Below are 16,292 nucleotides of genomic sequence, written 5' to 3'. Positions count from 1 at the left end.
AAACCTGCTCAGCGCTTTTTTATTTCCCGCTGAGCCTTCGGTACACTTTTTCTTTATAAAACGCTGAGGCAGGTTTGGAAAACATGCCTTTTTTATCGGCGAGCCTGTCGAGCCTGAGCCGCGTTTCTGTTTTTCTCTCAATTAAACGATCGCGCTCGTCTTCATCCGCGCACTTTGCGATTAAGTCGTCAATTGTCATCAGCTCTTTCTTCAAAGCCCCTTCATCCCCCGTCATTCCGGCGTTTTTCATCACCCGGTAAGCCATGCGGAGATGCTCTGGAACATGGGCGGCATCGTCTTTTTTCAAGGGTTTCCCCATTCCCGGAAGCCCTTCGAATTCGCCGTCCTTAATGGCCCGCTTAATCTTATCTTCTGAAACAATGCTCGAAAAATCCATGGTCTACATCCTCCCCTTTCGTTCATATACTAACAACAGTCTGCCATAAAGATGCGTTCCCGCCAATGCAAGACAAGCGTAAAATATTCCCAAATGTTTTTCAGAAAACTGTAAAACCCTGATTTACCAGGGGTTTTGCGCTTCTTTTCACAAGGTTGATTTCCGCTTTTCTAAATCGGTATTTCATGGTATATTTTATACATTCGTTTTTTTCTTTCGTTCCGATGGTTTTTTACTGATCCGGAAAAAAGGAGTGTAACAATTGAAAAGATTTATTAAGGAAAGAGGTCTTGCCTTCTTCCTGATAGCCGCCATATTGCTATGGCTGAAAACTTATGCTGCGTATGTAATTGAATTTAATTTAGGAATAACCAACACAGTACAACAGATTTTGCTTTTTGTGAATCCGATTAGCTCAAGCTTGTTCTTTCTTGGATTAGGACTCTTGTTCAAGAAAAAAATACAGCAGACAGCGATTATAGTGATTCATTTTTTAATGTCTTTTTTGCTATATGCAAACGTCGTATACTACAGATTTTTCAGCGACTTTATCACGCTGCCTACGATCATGCAGGCAAAAACAAACGGGGGGCAGCTCGGGGACAGCATCTTCTCGCTCATGCACCCGCTTGATGTTTTGTATTTCATCGATACCTTTATTTTAATCGGGCTGGCTGTTTTCTATAACAGACCTTCTGAAACAACAACGAAGCGCCCGTTTAAAATTGTGATGGGAGCAAGCATCCTTGTCTTCCTCGTCAACCTGGCCGTTGCCGAGATTGATCGTCCGGAGCTTCTGACCCGTTCTTTTGACCGCAACTACCTTGTGAAATATTTGGGGACCTACAACTTCACAATCTATGATGCGGTGCAGAATATCAAGTCAAACAGCCAGCGCGCACTGGCAAGCTCCAGCGACGTGACGGAAGTAGAGAACTATATTAAAGCCAATCATGATAAGCCGAATGCCGAATACTTCGGAAAAGCGAAAGGCATGAACGTGGTTTACATTTCACTGGAATCACTTCAGACGTTCGCGATCGACTATAAGATCGACGGCAAGGAAGTCACGCCGTTCTTAAATTCACTGGCGCATGACAATGAAACGTTTTATTTTGATAACTTTTTCCACCAAACAGGACAAGGTAAAACGTCTGACGCGGAATTTATGATGGACAACTCGCTGTATCCTTTATCACAAGGGTCAGTGTTCATTAATAAAGCGCAAAACACGCTGCAGTCGGCTCCGGCCATTTTGAAGTCTCAAGGCTATACATCAGCGGCATTCCACGGCAACTACAAAACGTTCTGGAACCGCAATGAAATGTATAAAGCCATCGGTTATGACAAATTCTTTGACGCTACGTATTACGATATGAGCGAAGATAAAACGAAAAACTACGGATTAAAAGATAAACCGTTCTTTGAAGAATCAATGCCGCTGTTGAAAAGCTTGAAACAGCCGTTCTATACGAAGTTTATCACCCTTTCGAACCATTTTCCGTTCGAGATGGATGAAGGCGATACAGACTTCCCTGCCGGCGATACCGGCGACAGCGTCGTTGACCATTATTTCCAGTCGGCCAACTACATGGATCAGGCCATTGAACAATTTTTCAACGATCTGAAAAAATCCGGACTGTATGATAATACGATTGTCGTCATGTACGGAGACCACTACGGTATTTCGGAAAATCACAACAAAGCGATGGCCAAAGTATTGGGCAAAGACATCACACCATATGAAAATGCCCAATTGCAAAGGGTTCCGCTGTTCATCCACGCGCCTGGGGTCAAGGGAATCAAATCCAATAAATACGGCGGCGAAGTCGATGTAGCCCCTACCCTGCTTCATTTGATGGGCGTGAATACGAAAGATTACCTGATGAGCGGTTCAGACCTTCTGTCACCGGAACACCGTGAAATTATTCCGTTCCGCAACGGCGATTTCGTTTCTCCGGAATATACGAAAACGAACGGAAACTACTACAACACGAAAACAGGAGAGCTTCTGAACGAAAAAGACATCGATCCGAACATCGATGAGTCCGTGAAAAAAGAACTCGAAATGTCGGATAAAATCGTCGACGGAGATTTGCTGCGCTTTTATAAACCGAAAGGCTTTAAAGCGATCAACCCGAGCGACTACGACTACACCAACCACAATCCGAAAACATCAGAATCTGATGCGGCGCAAACTACGAAATCAGATTCCGGACAATAAACAGACAGCACCCGCTTATTTATAAGCGGGTGCTTTTTTTGTCTTGAAGCCGCGCTGTTCCTTTTTCGCAAGCAGATATGGTAAGCTTGAAATGGAATATAAAAAAAGAAAGCGGGAATGAATTGTGATTGTAACAAATGACCAAGAGCTGGAAGGGCTCAAGAAAATAGGCAGAATCGTCGCTTTAGCCAGGGAGGAAATGAAGGCAAAAGCAGCACCCGGCATGAGCACAAAAGAGCTGGACCTCATCGGTAAAGAAGTGCTTGAGGCTCATGGCGCCGCATCGGCTCCGGAAAAAGAATACGATTTCCCAGGAACGACGTGCATCAGTGTGAACGATGAAGTCGCCCACGGCATCCCAAGCGAATCCACGATTTTAAAAGAAGGGGATTTGATCAACATCGACATCTCCGCTGAATTTGGCGGCTACTATTCTGATACTGGCATTTCATTTGTACTCGGAAAAGGCGATGAAACGCTGCACAAGCTTTGCCAAAGCGCGGAAAGCGCATTTCAAAAGGGACTTTTGCAGGCGCGCGCCGGCAAGAAACAAAACCAAATCGGCAGAGCCGTATACAATGAAGCAAAAGCAAACGGATTTACCGTCATTAAAAACCTGACGGGACACGGGATTGGAAAGAACCTCCATGAAGCGCCCAACCATATCTTAAATTACTATGACCCGTTTGATAATGCGCTCTTTAAAAACGGAACCGTCATCGCCCTTGAGCCGTTTGTTTCCACAAAAGCCGAGCATACCATCGAAGCCGGAGACGGCTGGACATTCAAAACGCCTGACGGCAGCTTTGTGGCACAGATCGAGCATACAATCGTCATTACGAAAAACGAACCGATCATTTTAACACAGCTTGACTGATTACGTGAAAAAGCCCGGCTCATAGAAGTCCGGGCTTTTATGCTAAAATAAAAGACAAACTGTGCCGAAAGGAGCTTTACCGCATGCTGTTTGCCATCATCGGGCTGATCTTTTTCATCGAGAGCATCCTGTTAATCGTATATGCTCATAAAAAAAAGAACGGCTTCTTAAAATATATCGGAATCGTCCTCAGCATCTCGATCATTGTGATGATCGTCACCAGTTTGACACACGGCTGAAGCCTTCCTCAAACTTCCAAACTACGACGAAAGACTCAGTTTTTGAAAATTGCCGCCTATCCCTTTTCAGTGTTTTTCTATAGATGTTAGAATGCCAATTGCATCGAATTATAGAAGGGAGTTTTCTGCCATGCATTACGGAAGCAAAGGCTGGTATGTAGAAGAACTGAAAAAGCTGGGAATGACGAAGTATGAAGGAAGAAAGCTTCAAAGCTATAAAAAACACTTTTTGGCCAACCTGCTTGAAAGCGCCAAAAAATAAACATGTTAAAGCCGTGCTCCTCTTCGGACACGGCTTGTTTTTATGCGCTCAACTGCTTTAAAAATGAGCTTCTCCAGCTTTCCGACAGCGCTTCAACCTCAAGGATCTTCCGAATGGCGGGGTGATTGCCCCTGTCATGGTACATCAAATGGTTGGCGTACGAAACTGTGGCTTCATGCGCATCTCTTGAAACGAGCTGCAGCCCGGAATCGGGCGCAACGATTCCTTCTTCGAGAACCCTGAAATAAAATCCGCTGAATCCGGTGTCCCTCACCTGTAATACCATATCTTTTTGATTCAGCCGTTTGGCAAGCTTGAAACAAGGCTGGCGCGGCTGGCTGACTTGAACAAGAGCCTCCCCTAGCTTGAAGATATCACCGATGCACACATCTTTTTCGGTGAGCCCTTTAACCGTCACGTTTTCTCCAAATGCCGCCTCCGGCAGCTTCCGCTTCAAGACGCTTTCCCAATACATGTAGTGGTCCGCCGGATAGACGCAAACCGCTTTATCCACTCCTCCGTGGTGAATCAGATCCGCCTGCCCGTCCCCTTCAAAATTCGTACGGCTCAAATATACGGGTCCGCCGACAGGCTCCTTCACGATTGCCGTTTCCACCTGTTTTCCGTCGAATTCGTATGTGTGCGGACGGCCTACATGAATAGATAAAATTTCATACTCCTGATGCTCCAAAACCTCACGCCCTTCCTTTATTTTCATATTTTAACGATTTATCCGAAACATGTCTATCCCATGATCTCAAAATGAGAAATGTGGTAGCATAAAAGAAAAGGAGTGTTCTCGATGCTTCAATACAGAATCATTGTAGACGGACGCGTTCAGGGCGTGGGATTTCGCTATTTTGTTCAAATGGAAGCAGATAAGCACAAATTGACCGGCTGGGTCCGGAACCGCGACAACGGCACAGTTGAAATCCGCGCCGAAGGACCCGAGGAAAGCCTGAAGCCATTTTTAAAAGCGATTCAAAAAGGAAGTCCCTTCTCAAAAGTAACGGACGTGAATGTCGAAGAAACAAAAGAGATTGACGGATTCCACAAGTTTAATATCAGTTATTGAAAAATCCGCCGGAGATGGCGGATTTTTCAAACGAATCTTGACTAAATTCCTCTTTTATTTTAGTATTTAGTTAAATAGCTAAATACTTAATTCCAAGGATGCTGAATATGAACCAAACCTTTAAGGCTCTAGCTGACCCGACGAGAAGAAAAATTTTAAATCTGCTGAAGGATCGGGATATGACCGCCGGTGAAATATCTGACCAGTTTCAAATGTCTAAACCAAGTATATCTCAGCATTTAAAAATTTTAAAACAGGCTGAATTAATTCAAGATGAAAAAAAAGGCCAATACATCATTTACTCGCTGAACACCACAATATTTCAAGAAATCATCGGCTGGGCTTTCAGTTTTACTGAGCAAGCCGGCAAAGATAAAGGGGATGCCAAATGAGAAAACACATCTTTTCACTCGCTATAATCGCCATAAATCTAATCATGTGGGCCATCGCTTATCCGCACATTTCCGATCAAGTTCCAATTCATTGGTCATTTTCGGGAGAAGTCGACAGTTATGCTTCAAAAATGGAAGCAATGCTTATCATGACCGGGCTGCTCGTTTTTGTGTATGTGTTGATGTTCTTAACGCCAAAAATCGATCCGCGCAGAAAAAACTATCAGCTTTTTTCAAAGACTTATTACCTTCTCATCAATGCCATGCTGATTCTATTTTCCCTGATCAACGTGCTTGTAATCATGACAGGGCTCGGGTATGATCTGCCCGCTGGCAGCATTGTACCGGTTCTAGTAGGCGCTCTACTCATTGTCATAGGCAATTACCTCCCGAGAGTCCGCTCAAACTTTTTTTTCGGGATCAAAAACCCTTGGACATTGAGCAGCGATTCAATCTGGAAAAAAACCCACAGATTTGCGGCGAAAGTATTTACTTTAGCAGGACTGCTGATCATTGCGGACGGATTGTTATCTATCAGCCCAGAAATCATGCTTCCGGTTATTTTGGCAACGGTTTTCGCGCCCTATATTTATTCTTATGTCCTGTACCGGAAAGAAATCAATATGAAAAGCTGACATGAGAATAAATGAAAAAGAAGGCTCCGAATTGGAGCCTTTATTTTATTCCCTTCCGCACCGCCTGCCAAAAAGAGGCCGATTCATGTCCCATCGAGTAGACGGAAACTCCTGCGATTTTATATCGCATGGCCAGGCGGCTTTTCGCCGCAATCGTTTTTTCATCTTCATACCAAACGACATGGCGGTGTTTGTGTTGATCTGTATAAGAAAATCTCATCGACCCCGATCTTTTATCATATACAGGCTTAGCCTTCACTTTTTTCTTAAGCGCCTTCACGTCGTTCCACTGCTTCAATTTGCTGTTCTTTCGGGATGTTAAATCCCAATCATTCCCGTATGAGGGGATGCCCATAATGACTTTTTCGGCTTTGATCGTTTTCACCGCATATGCTAATGAGCTTTTGACCCAGTTCATTCCGGCAACAGAGCCCGGCTCGCTCCAGATCCCGTGTTCATCGTAAGTCATGACTTGAACATAGTCAGCTGATTTTCCGATTTCCGCATAATCATACGGCCAGCTCCAACCATCTTTTCGGTCATCTGCACTCTTCGCCGGTACCGAAACCATCGTTTTGATCTTGTGTTTTTTCAAAGCGGCTGCGACATGACGGATGAAGCTTGAGTATTTAGCTCTCTCGTTCGGCTTTACAGCTTCAAAATCAATATTAATTCCGGTAAACGACTGCTTCTTCGCAAGCGTAATAAGCTGTTCTGTAAAGTGCTGCCGTGCCGTTTTGTCGGACATGACCGTTGATGCCAGATTTCCGTCAAAATCGTGAATGGATTCGTTGTAGTTTGAAATGACCGCCCACGTCTTGAGGCGTTTCTTCTTTGCAAACGATAATTGTTTTTTCGGAGTGTCTCCGATGATATCTCCTTTTTGATTAAACGCGTAGGTGTCGAGAGCTGCGGCATTGATATAGTGATGGTATGCCGTCAGCGATTGATAGGAAGCTGCTTCCCCTGTTGTATAGCCGAGTACGATTTTGGCCGCTTTTGCTTCTGTTTCTGTATATGTAAGCATCGTTAAACATACAGCGAATACGCTGCATAGCAAGTAGATTTTTCTCATTGTCTATTCGTCCTCTCAATCGTTCGAATAAGGCTTTTCCTGATAAAAGTAATTCGGTTTAAGCGTTTTATTTTCATAATAGCTGTGAAAGATATGGGTCGCTGCCGGAGATAACGGCGGAATCAGCCATGTCCAGCTTGCTGAAAGCTCCCTTCCCGCTTCAGCTTCCTGCTCCTCGAACCGCTTGAATTGGCTTGCCGCGGTATGATGGTCAACAATGCTGACGCCGGCATTTTTATAAGAGTGAAGCACCGCCGTATTTAATTCAACAAGCGCCTTGTCTTTCCACAGCGAAGTATTCCGTTCCGTATCAAGTCCCATAATGGCTGCCACTTTTTCGAGTACATTATAGCGGTCTGTATCCGCGAGGTTGCGCGCTCCGATTTCCGTTCCCATATACCAGCCGTTAAACGGGGCGGCATTATAATGAATTCCTCCGACCTCCAGCTTCATATCGGCTATAATCGGCACACCGTACCACTTCAGCCCCAGACTTTTAAAGCCTTCAATCTCCGGATGTTCAATCCTGACCTCTTTGACGATTTCACGAGGCAGCTCATACCACACAGGGGGATGGCCATCTATTTGAAAAACAAGCGGCAAAACGTCAAAAGGCGTACCTTCGCCTTTCCAGCCGAGCGCTTCACACGCTTTTGTCAGTTCCAATGATGCCGGATCGCCGATGACACCTTGCTCCGTTTCATACCCCGCATACCTGATCAGCTGATGGTTCCAAATGGACACTTTTTTTTGCCCGCTTTGTTCCGGGGGAAAAATCGTAATGAACGGTCTGATTTTCCCTCCGTTTGTCGCAAGCTCTATATGGTGAAAAAGCGCATCCCGCACCTCTGCCTCGGTTTGAACGCCTCTTTGATCGATGACAGTAAGAGAGTGCCAAAACAGCCGGCCGATGCAGCGGCTGCTGTTTCTCCACGCCATTTTCGCGCCATGTTCGATTTCTTCTAATGTATGTGTATAGCTTCCGGTTTCTCTGATTTCTTCGTCTATTTTATGTAAGCGCATCCTTGTTTCTTCTTCGGACTTCGACAGTTCCCCGTAGCAGAGCTCGATGAAGGTCTTGGCTTCCCTCCATAATTCTTCATATGATTCCAACCGGATTCTCTCCTTCCAGATTTCAGACTGATATTTATTGTATAGGTTTCAATCTCAGTTTAAAACCATTATGTATGAAAAGACAAAAAACCGCTAAAAAGCATCCGTCAAAGACGGATGCCTGATGATTATTCCTTAATGTTAAGCGTTTTGGTGTTCAGCATGAAGCGGTAAACCGGCAGCTGTTTGCCTGTTTGAGAAGGGATGTAACCCGTGCTTACATAACTGTCAACCGATTCCGGCTCAAGCGCAATCGACAGCAGATTGCTTTGCGGCTGTGCTGTAAAATAGATTTTTGTTCCTTTTGGAAACTCTTTTTTCTGTTTTTTAAGCTTCGTTTCCACCTTGATCACAGGCCGGCCCTCAGATTCTCCCGATGTTTCTTTCGATAAAACCTCATACGCTTCAGCGGTGAGCTTTTGTTTGAAAGGAAGTGTCACGCTTTTTAATCCCTGATCCTTCAGCTTCTGCTCAATATCTTGATGGCCCGGAAGGACAAGGTAAGCGGTCGGACGTGTTCTTGACAGCACAGGGACGGCTTCCGAAGCGCTGTAATATTGGACAGGAACGTCAACTGCTTGTCCTGAAGCGATATCAGCGACTTTCAGCGTTTCTTTATACGGCCCTGCAAACTCACTGTTGATGATCACTTGGTCTTTATCGCTCACTTTTGCACCATTTTTTATCAGCTTTAATTTTTCTTTGGCGACAAGGCGCTTGATCTCGGCTGCATGCTTCACTGTCGTGTCGATGATCGTCTCATGCGTAGCAACCTGAGCCGCGACTCTTCTTGCAAAATTTTCGCGTCCGATGTCTATCCCCCTGCTTTCCACTAGGAAGGAAAGAGCAGGCTGGAGGCCGAATGCATTACGCCCGATTCTCGCTTCAGTACCGCCTTCATAGATTTCGATTTTTCCGTCCTTGCTTTTTCCTGTCGTATAATATGCATCATTAGAAAAACCTTTTTCATCAAGTTTAGCTCTGACGCCGTTCACATAAAGGCTGTCAGACGCATATCTGATCGATTCGGGAATGTTTAAGTTTTTTCCTGATAAAATTAAAATATCATGGTATTTTAATGACCCTTTTTCGCCTACGCTTTGAAATTCGTTTTGGCCGACACCGTATTCATGGGCATCAATAACGACTTCAGGCGAATATTGATTGAACTCCTGGTGAATGGCGCGGACTTCCGGAGATTCAAGCTTAACATGATCCCTGTTTCCGTCGATTCCGCTCGCCAGCCGTCTGTTAAACTGATACGAGCCGTCAGGATTGACCCGCGGAACGACGATGACATTGATCTTGTCCAACACTTTGTCGCCGTACGGCCCGGCCAGTTTTTCAGCCATCGCCAGGACCGATTCTCCCGCCGCCGGCTCATTTCCGTGTATCTGTCCTTGCAGCCAGACGGTCGGTTTTTTTGATATGGAACGTATTTGCTTATCCTTTGTGAAATAAAGCACGGGAATATTTCTTTTTTCAATTGAAAAACCGATATTCCCGATTTTGACATTCGGGCTTTTCTTTGTCAGACTGGTTATAAACTTCATTATTTCTTCTTGTGTCGTAAAGGCTTCCCCTTCTTTCACAAAAGCAGGGGTCGAGAAAGTTTCTTCCGGCTCCGGATATAATGATGACACTTGCTCTGGCTGAGTATAGTTCTTTCCATAGTAAGGGGTTTCCGCAGCGTGAACCGCATCAGACACCATCAGTCCTGCAAACATTGCCGCAGCTGCCAGCAAAGCTTGGACCCTTTTTTGAATGTTCATCTTTTCTCAGCTCCTTTCAGGCATACCTGCATTATAAATGAAATATCAGCTTATTTTGTCTAAAATTTCAGAAAATGATTCCTTTGGTATACAACAACATCCGAAATATAGAACGATGGATGGCCATCATCACATGTAAATGGTTAGTTTTTCCCTATAAAAAAACATTCAGCCTGGCTGAATGTTTTAATGGGCAGCATATGACATTTTACGAATCAGAGGCGGGAAGGCGGCCTGACAGATCAAGGAGCTCTTTGGAAAAATCGTTTCCTTTCATCGGTACACCGTGTCCCGTCAACAATGCAGCCGGTTTTAATTCCGACAGCTTCCGAACCGAGTCTGCCGCTTTTGTCCAGTCCATTGTGAAATAAGCCGGGGGTCCGTTCAGCTCCTGCTTTTGAATCGCCACTTCAAACAGAGATTCCTGCTCTACAGTTGTAACGGCGTCGCCTGCGATCAAGGTTCTGTCCGACTGCCGGAAAAGCGAAACATGACCCGGTGTATGTCCCGGCGTCTCAATCCATTTCCACCCTTTAAGAAATGGAAGCGAACCATCTTCAGAAAGCTGCTTTACATGGGACGAAATGTTGATTGAGTGCCTCGGAAACAACGGAGACATCTTTGCAACCAGCCCGCTTTTTACTTGCGGTTTGGCAGGCGGATAATCGGCTTTTCCCGTTAAATAAGGCATTTCTTTTTCATGGGCGTAAACCGGAACCGGCCATGTTTCGAGAAGACCTTCCAAAGCGCCGACATGGTCGAAATGTCCGTGCGTCAAAACGATTGCTTTTAGGCTAAAATCGCCGAACCGCTCCTTTGCCTCTCTTAAAATAAATGGAGCGGACTTGGGCATTCCGGCATCGATTAAAACGGCTTCCCGCGAATCGGGATCGAAAATAAAATACACATTGACGATTTGCACCGTCAAACCGAATACGCCTTCGGCATACTCTTCCAGGACCCCGCTGTTGATGGATGTCAAAGGCATGTAAGGATCACTCATTATGTTCACCACACTCACTTATCATATATTTTATTACTTTGCACATTTGACTTGAGGATATGCATGGATAAGCACCTTTGAAAAAATGAAGGAGGGACAAACCAATGGGAGATGGTCAATGGTTTACTGTAACAGAGCTTGATGAATCCACATATGCGATCAGCGAATACGGGCATTGGGAAAATGTGCACTCTTACTTGCTGATTGGGGCGAAGGAAGCCGTTTTAATTGATACAGGTCTTGGTATCGGCAGCATGAAGACGGTAACGGATAGTCTGACCGATCTGCCGGTCAGCGTCATCACAACCCATGTCCATTGGGATCACATCGGAAGCCACGGTGAATATCAGCGCATTTACGTTCATGAAGCCGAGAAAGACTGGCTGACGGACGGAATCAAAGGGCTTCCGATCGAGCACATTCGCCGCGATGTCTCTCGAGATATCACTAAACCTGTACCGGCCGGCTTTTCCGCTGAAACATACACCCCGTTCAGAGGTGAACCGTCGGGAACGCTGCAAGACGGCGACACAGTCGGCTGCGATTCAAGGCCGCTCGTTATTTATCATACGCCTGGACACTCCCCGGGGCATATCTGTATCTTTGATCCGGCGTCAGGCTACTTGTTTACCGGCGACCTGCTGTATACCGGAGCCCCCATCTATGCATTCTACCCGACGACTGATCCGGTCCAATTGATTCAGTCACTTGAAAAAATCTCGGCTATCGGGCGCGTGAAAAAAGTTTTCGGCGGGCATCATCAGCTCGGTCTTGCTCCTGACATTTTGCAGGAAGCCGGGCATGCGGCACTGCACTTAAAGAAACACGGGCTGGCAAAACACGGCACAGGCATGCACCGATTCAAGAATCTGAGCTTTCAATTTTAACTAAAAAAGATGATTGCCCTGGCGGGAACCATCTTTCGCACTTCTTCAAAAATGCAGACCTTTTCGGCGGGAAGCTGAGCCTTTGGCTCCGAACATGAAAGACGTCAGGCAGAAACCGATTACTCCGCCGGCCGTATTTAAAATTAAATCATCCACATTAAAGGTTCTCGCCATTATGAATCCAGTCACAGATAGCACAAGCTGGAGACTCTCAATCAAAAAGCTCGTCAAAAAAACAAAAACCGTCGCTTTTTTCAGCGAAATTTTTCTCCATAGAACGGAAAGATACACACCTAAAGGAATGAGCAATAAAACATTAAAAAATGTAAGCTTGACAGAATTCCAAAAAAACCAATCAAACCCGCTCTGCTGATGCATTTGCACCCATTCAGCGACAAAATAAAACGGAATGAGCTGAATGTTCATTTGAGCGTATGCCGGCTGCGGCGGAATGTTGATTCCGCCTATCGTATAGTGATAAACGACGCTCAAATAAACAATAAAACTGGCAAACACCATTTTTCTAAAAAAACTTGTTTTTTCTCGATTCTTCACAATGTCGTACAAAAAGTAGACGATTGCGCACATGAAACCGAGTAGCATTAAATTAACTGACCAAAACATTAATATCCCCCTTGCGTCACCATCGTTCAGTGCATACCAGTTATAACTGACTGAAATGCACACTTTTTCGACCATAAATTGTGGAATTTCAAATCAACTGCTTCAAAATAAACATAAAAAAGGACAGGATCTCTCCTGCCCTTCATTTTACCATATACCCAACAATTTCCACCACAACCCTCCGACAACAAGCCATGTCACAATATGAACAATCGACAGGATAAAGCCGATTGACCACCATTTGCTTTGCGGGATATAGCCGGCCCCGAAAAAGACGGGTGCCGCTCCAGCTCCGTAGTGTGTCGTCGAAGCAAAAAGGTTGCTGAAAAACGCAAGGCTTAATGCTGCGAGGAGCGGCGGAGCGCCTGCAGCGATAATCACGGCGAGAAAGGCCGAGTACATCGCGCTGATATGAGCGGTTGCACTCGCAAAGAAATAATGCGAATAATAGTAAACCGCAATTAAAATGAGAAATGCGCTGACCCAGGAGAATCCTGAAACATACGATTTCATCGCATCGCTGAACCAGCCGACCATGCCGAGTTCATTCAAGAAGCTCGCCAGCATGACGAGCGCGGCAAACCATGTCAGCGTATCCCATGCGCCTTGCTCTTTCTTAATATCGTCCCACGTCAGAACCTGTGTCAAAAGCAGGACGGCTAAACCGATCAATGCCGTTGTCGTTGCGTCAATTTTCAGGTTTCCGCCGAAAATCCATAAAAAAAGGACGAGCAAAAAGACCGCGACCATCGAGAGTTCCGATTTTTTGAAAGGGCCCATTTCTTTCAGCTTCTCTGTTGCGATTTTCGCCGCATCAGGCGTTTCTTTCACCTCAGGCGGATACAGTTTATAAATGACAAGCGGGGTGATGATCAAGCTGACAAGTCCTGGGACGATGGCCGCCACAGCCCAGCTTGTCCAGGTCAGATTCACACCTGCCACATCATGGGCAAGTTTGGCAATCAGCGGGTTTGCCGCCATAGCCGTTAAGAACATCGCTGAAGTGATCAAGTTCCCCTGAAAGCCCACCTTCAGCAAGAAAGCGCCAATGCGCCGTTCCGTGCCGTCCTTTGGCGTTGACTGAAAAGTTTCGGATAACGAACGAATAATCGGAAAAATAATTCCCCCGGCCCGTGCGGTATTACTCGGGATCGCCGGCGACAAAATCAAATCGCTGACAAGAAGTGAATACGAGAGTCCGAGTGTTTTTTTGCCAAACATCCGCACAAATAAATAGGCGATTCGCGCACCTAAACCGGTTTTAATGAATCCCCGTGAAATAAAAAAGGCAATGACGATCAGCCAAATCGTCTTGTTTCCAAAACCGCTGAGCGTTTCTTCAATCGACAGCGTTCCGGTCAACGCCGTGACCGCCAATGCGAATACGGCGATTGCCCCCATCGGCAGCGGTTTTGAAATAAAGCCGATAATCGTTGCCACAAAGATTGCAAATAAGTGCCATGCTTTCGGGTCCAATCCGGCGGGCGACGGAATAAACCAAATCACCGCTCCGACTAAAAACGTGACCGCAAGAGGAATGATGTTCAATGCCGATTTTTGTTCTGCATCTTTTTCTTTAGCCAAAACCTTTTCCTCCTATTCATATCGTTTTCGTTTATTATTCTACTCCTTTCCTGCTATCATTCAAATTTTATTTTATTAAAAAAACTGCCGACCTTGTCGGCAGTCTCAATTTATACCCAGGATTTCACTCTTTCATGATCCGTGACAAAGAGGAGGACTTTTCCTTCATCAAGCTGCTTCTCGAATTGTTCTGCTTCCTGTTTTGAAAAGCCGATCTCATGAATTTTATTGCGAAGTTCGTCCCCTTTTTTGTTGAAGATATTGCCCACGGCATTTTTAAGGCCTGTCTCTTCGGCTCCGATCGTATTGGCATCCGCGTTGTCTGCGAGTCTTTCAGTACGGTCGTCATCATGTGACAGAACGTAAATATCTTCTCTTGCAACTCCGATTTCCCTGAGTTCCTCAACATCCTTCATCAGTTTTTCATCATTAGTATATTGTCTTACTACTGGTTTCATATGAATCTCCTCCCTTTTTTCATGTTGTATTTAACACTTACCCTTTGTTTGCGCGGCTAAACGGATGAATGCTCTGTCATGACATTTTCATTTCAATGTTACAATTGTTATAAATTTTCAGACAAAACGTTTGAAAGGATTGCCAATTCAGGTACATTACAAATAGACAAGGCTTTGAGATGGGGTGATTGAAGCGTGTATTATTTTTCACCGGAACAGCAATATAACGCATGGATCATTAGCGATTTGGTCAAGCAGATTTTTTCAAGGGAAGGTCATCAAGAAGTTGATACTCATCGATTTGAATCTTTTGCCGCCAGACGATTCGGCATTAATATCGATTACGTCTTTTCAATCATCATGAACATCGGCGATCCGGAAGAAAGGAGAACGGCAAGCAGCACCGAAGACCTCCTCTCTTCATATCTCCTGTCATTGCTTCCTTTTATCACAAAAGACATGTTTCAATTTTCGAGAGAAAATGCCAATCAATATCTTTTAAATGAAAGAAATGCTGATGTTTTTCATCTTTTTCTGCCCGATTCTGTGCTGAAAAAAACCTTTCATGCAACCCGCTGATCTTTTGCTAAACCTCTTTTTTACGTGGTAAGTTATAAGTAAAAGGAGGAATCATTATGTCGCAAAAACAAATTGAACTCGCAAGACGTCCGCAGGGCATACCTGTTATGGACGATTTTCGCATAAAAGAAACGGAAATTCCGGAAGCAAAAAACGGTGAAGTGCTTGTAAAAACGCTTTATGTCTCAGTGGACCCTTATATGAGGGGAAGAATGCAGGACACGAAATCCTATGTCGAGCCATTTCCGCTTGATAAAGTAATCACCGGAGGCGTGATCGGCGAAGTGATATCTGCAAAAGGAGACAAGCTCAAAAAAGGGGACATTGTTTTGGGCCGCTTGGGCTGGCAGGAGTATTCAGCGGTTCGCGAAGACAATCTGCAGAAAATCGATCCGTCCCTCGCGCCTGTTACCGCTTTTCTTGGGATTCTCGGCATGACCGGTTTGACGGCTTATTTCGGACTTTTGGACATCGGACAGCCAAAAGCCGGTGAAACGGTTGTTGTCTCCGGTGCCGCCGGAGCAGTCGGCTCCGCCGTCGGACAAATTGCCAAAATCAAAGGGGCGAGAGTCGTCGGTATTGCAGGCTCTGACGAAAAAAACGGCATACTTAAAAGAAAAGCTCGGTTTTGATGAAGCAATCAATTATAAAACAACGGAAAATATGGCCTCAGCGCTTGAACAAGCTTGTCCGGACGGTGTCGATGTTTACTTTGACAACGTCGGAGGCACGATTTCAGATGCTGTCTTCCCCCTGCTCAATAAGTTTGCACGAATTCCGGTTTGCGGGGCGATTTCTTCTTATAACGTCAAAAGCGCAGAAGATGATATGGGGCCGCGTGTACAAACGGCCTTAATTAAAACAAGCGCCCTGATGAAAGGATTTGTTGTCAACGATTACAGGGACCGCTTTCCTGAAGGAACCAAACAGCTCGCCGAATGGGTAAAAAGCGGGCAGCTTCAATATGAGGAAACGATAACAGAAGGTTTCGAGCGGATACCTGAGGCATTTTTAGGCTTGTTTGAAGGAAAAAACCTCGGCAAACAGCTGATCAAAGTCGCCGATTCCGACAATGCCTGAGCATTCATATAAAAAA

At 45.2% G+C, this 16,292-nt stretch carries 18 protein-coding genes and 1 pseudogene; 10 read left to right on the top strand and 9 right to left on the bottom strand.

What is annotated here, in order from left to right; all coding sequences use genetic code 11:
• Window positions 1-19: 19 nt before the first annotated feature.
• Window positions 20-397: a DnaJ family domain-containing protein gene (locus M1D59_RS04165; RefSeq protein WP_020450542.1), complete on the bottom strand. Its 378-nt coding sequence runs from the start codon at window positions 395-397 to the stop codon at window positions 20-22.
• A 262-nt stretch (window positions 398-659) separates the two neighbouring features.
• Between M1D59_RS04165 and M1D59_RS04160 the strand changes: the two genes are divergently transcribed.
• The 4 genes from M1D59_RS04160 (at window position 660) to M1D59_RS04145 (ending at window position 3,999) form a co-directional block, all read left to right on the top strand.
• The gene (locus M1D59_RS04160; RefSeq protein ID WP_458117814.1) at window positions 660-2,621 is read left to right on the top strand and encodes an LTA synthase family protein; all 1,962 of its coding nucleotides are present in this window, start codon (window positions 660-662) and stop codon (window positions 2,619-2,621) included.
• A gap of 124 nt (window positions 2,622-2,745) precedes the next feature.
• Window positions 2,746-3,498 carry a type I methionyl aminopeptidase gene (gene map / locus M1D59_RS04155; protein ID WP_020450540.1) on the top strand — a complete coding sequence of 251 codons (753 nt, stop codon included), beginning with the start codon at window positions 2,746-2,748 and terminating at the stop codon, window positions 3,496-3,498.
• Between the two features lie 83 nt (window positions 3,499-3,581).
• Window positions 3,582-3,737 carry a hypothetical protein gene (locus tag M1D59_RS04150; protein WP_020450539.1) on the top strand — a complete coding sequence of 52 codons (156 nt, stop codon included), beginning with the start codon at window positions 3,582-3,584 and terminating at the stop codon, window positions 3,735-3,737.
• Between the two features lie 130 nt (window positions 3,738-3,867).
• Window positions 3,868-3,999 carry a DUF2639 domain-containing protein gene (locus M1D59_RS04145; RefSeq protein WP_065644563.1) on the top strand — a complete coding sequence of 44 codons (132 nt, stop codon included), beginning with the start codon at window positions 3,868-3,870 and terminating at the stop codon, window positions 3,997-3,999.
• A 40-nt stretch (window positions 4,000-4,039) separates the two neighbouring features.
• Here M1D59_RS04145 and M1D59_RS04140 read toward each other — a convergent pair whose 3' ends face one another.
• Entirely contained in the window at window positions 4,040-4,690 is a 651-nt protein-coding gene (locus M1D59_RS04140; RefSeq protein WP_458117813.1) for an MOSC domain-containing protein, read from the bottom strand.
• Between the two features lie 111 nt (window positions 4,691-4,801).
• Between M1D59_RS04140 and M1D59_RS04135 the strand changes: the two genes are divergently transcribed.
• The 3 genes from M1D59_RS04135 to M1D59_RS04125 all read left to right on the top strand — a co-directional run bounded on the left by M1D59_RS04135 (window position 4,802) and on the right by M1D59_RS04125 (window position 6,101).
• Entirely contained in the window at window positions 4,802-5,074 is a 273-nt protein-coding gene (locus M1D59_RS04135) for an acylphosphatase (protein ID WP_020450537.1), read from the top strand.
• Between the two features lie 107 nt (window positions 5,075-5,181).
• Window positions 5,182-5,466 (top strand): autorepressor SdpR family transcription factor, encoded by a 285-nt coding sequence (locus M1D59_RS04130; protein ID WP_020450536.1) that lies wholly within the window; start codon window positions 5,182-5,184, stop codon window positions 5,464-5,466.
• The gene (locus M1D59_RS04125) at window positions 5,463-6,101 is read left to right on the top strand and encodes an SdpI family protein (RefSeq protein WP_039073277.1); all 639 of its coding nucleotides are present in this window, start codon (window positions 5,463-5,465) and stop codon (window positions 6,099-6,101) included. Before M1D59_RS04130 ends, M1D59_RS04125 begins: the two co-directional genes overlap by 4 nt.
• A 40-nt stretch (window positions 6,102-6,141) precedes the next feature.
• Here M1D59_RS04125 and M1D59_RS04120 read toward each other — a convergent pair whose 3' ends face one another.
• The 4 genes from M1D59_RS04120 to M1D59_RS04105 form a co-directional block, all read right to left on the bottom strand.
• The gene (locus tag M1D59_RS04120; RefSeq protein WP_023855760.1) at window positions 6,142-7,176 is read right to left on the bottom strand and encodes a glycosyl hydrolase family 18 protein; all 1,035 of its coding nucleotides are present in this window, start codon (window positions 7,174-7,176) and stop codon (window positions 6,142-6,144) included.
• Between the two features lie 15 nt (window positions 7,177-7,191).
• Window positions 7,192-8,289, bottom strand: a complete 1,098-nt coding sequence (locus M1D59_RS04115) for a nitric oxide synthase oxygenase (RefSeq protein ID WP_020450533.1) — start codon at window positions 8,287-8,289, stop codon at window positions 7,192-7,194.
• Between the two features lie 128 nt (window positions 8,290-8,417).
• Window positions 8,418-10,061: a M14 family metallopeptidase gene (locus tag M1D59_RS04110; RefSeq protein ID WP_458117812.1), complete on the bottom strand. Its 1,644-nt coding sequence runs from the start codon at window positions 10,059-10,061 to the stop codon at window positions 8,418-8,420.
• A gap of 208 nt (window positions 10,062-10,269) precedes the next feature.
• Window positions 10,270-11,064 (bottom strand): MBL fold metallo-hydrolase, encoded by a 795-nt coding sequence (locus M1D59_RS04105; RefSeq protein WP_026578896.1) that lies wholly within the window; start codon window positions 11,062-11,064, stop codon window positions 10,270-10,272.
• A 104-nt stretch (window positions 11,065-11,168) separates the two neighbouring features.
• On the opposite strand from M1D59_RS04105, the gene M1D59_RS04100 reads away from it, so the two are divergent.
• Window positions 11,169-11,951, top strand: coding sequence for an MBL fold metallo-hydrolase (locus tag M1D59_RS04100; RefSeq protein ID WP_065644555.1), 783 nt, complete (start codon window positions 11,169-11,171; stop codon window positions 11,949-11,951).
• Between the two features lie 45 nt (window positions 11,952-11,996).
• On the opposite strand, the gene M1D59_RS04095 is transcribed toward M1D59_RS04100, so the two are convergent.
• From M1D59_RS04095 to M1D59_RS04085, 3 genes are all read right to left on the bottom strand, one after another.
• Window positions 11,997-12,575, bottom strand: a complete 579-nt coding sequence (locus tag M1D59_RS04095) for a VanZ family protein (protein WP_103750389.1) — start codon at window positions 12,573-12,575, stop codon at window positions 11,997-11,999.
• A 147-nt stretch (window positions 12,576-12,722) separates the two neighbouring features.
• Window positions 12,723-14,159: an anion permease gene (locus M1D59_RS04090; RefSeq protein ID WP_229129484.1), complete on the bottom strand. Its 1,437-nt coding sequence runs from the start codon at window positions 14,157-14,159 to the stop codon at window positions 12,723-12,725.
• A 110-nt stretch (window positions 14,160-14,269) separates the two neighbouring features.
• Complete coding sequence (locus tag M1D59_RS04085; RefSeq protein ID WP_020450524.1) at window positions 14,270-14,617, bottom strand: general stress protein; 348 nt, start codon at window positions 14,615-14,617, stop codon at window positions 14,270-14,272.
• Between the two features lie 195 nt (window positions 14,618-14,812).
• On the opposite strand from M1D59_RS04085, the gene M1D59_RS04080 reads away from it, so the two are divergent.
• Both M1D59_RS04080 and M1D59_RS04075 read left to right on the top strand, forming a co-directional pair.
• Window positions 14,813-15,196 carry a YfmB family protein gene (locus M1D59_RS04080; RefSeq protein WP_020450523.1) on the top strand — a complete coding sequence of 128 codons (384 nt, stop codon included), beginning with the start codon at window positions 14,813-14,815 and terminating at the stop codon, window positions 15,194-15,196.
• 50 nt (window positions 15,197-15,246) lie between these two features.
• Window positions 15,247-16,276 (top strand): annotated as a pseudogene (locus tag M1D59_RS04075) (NADP-dependent oxidoreductase).
• The last annotated feature ends 16 nt before the right edge of the window (window positions 16,277-16,292 follow it).

It is taken from the genome of Bacillus sp. PK6-026, from assembly GCF_054161455.1.
This window is presented reverse-complemented; position numbering and strand designations above follow the sequence as displayed.

Excerpts from the sequence above, each read along its gene's own strand:
- M1D59_RS04165 (WP_020450542.1), bottom strand. The coding sequence starts at position 397 with ATGGATTTTTCGAGCATTGTTTCAGAAGATAAGATTAAGCGGGCCATT.
- M1D59_RS04150 (WP_020450539.1), top strand. The coding sequence starts at position 3,582 with ATGCTGTTTGCCATCATCGGGCTGATCTTTTTCATCGAGAGCATCCTG.
- M1D59_RS04145 (WP_065644563.1), top strand. The coding sequence starts at position 3,868 with ATGCATTACGGAAGCAAAGGCTGGTATGTAGAAGAACTGAAAAAGCTG.
- M1D59_RS04135 (WP_020450537.1), top strand. The coding sequence starts at position 4,802 with ATGCTTCAATACAGAATCATTGTAGACGGACGCGTTCAGGGCGTGGGA.
- M1D59_RS04130 (WP_020450536.1), top strand. The coding sequence starts at position 5,182 with ATGAACCAAACCTTTAAGGCTCTAGCTGACCCGACGAGAAGAAAAATT.
- M1D59_RS04125 (WP_039073277.1), top strand. The coding sequence starts at position 5,463 with ATGAGAAAACACATCTTTTCACTCGCTATAATCGCCATAAATCTAATC.
- M1D59_RS04120 (WP_023855760.1), bottom strand. The coding sequence starts at position 7,176 with ATGAGAAAAATCTACTTGCTATGCAGCGTATTCGCTGTATGTTTAACG.
- M1D59_RS04110 (WP_458117812.1), bottom strand. The coding sequence starts at position 10,061 with ATGAACATTCAAAAAAGGGTCCAAGCTTTGCTGGCAGCTGCGGCAATG.
- M1D59_RS04105 (WP_026578896.1), bottom strand. The coding sequence starts at position 11,064 with ATGAGTGATCCTTACATGCCTTTGACATCCATCAACAGCGGGGTCCTG.
- M1D59_RS04100 (WP_065644555.1), top strand. The coding sequence starts at position 11,169 with ATGGGAGATGGTCAATGGTTTACTGTAACAGAGCTTGATGAATCCACA.
- M1D59_RS04095 (WP_103750389.1), bottom strand. The coding sequence starts at position 12,575 with ATGTTTTGGTCAGTTAATTTAATGCTACTCGGTTTCATGTGCGCAATC.
- M1D59_RS04085 (WP_020450524.1), bottom strand. The coding sequence starts at position 14,617 with ATGAAACCAGTAGTAAGACAATATACTAATGATGAAAAACTGATGAAG.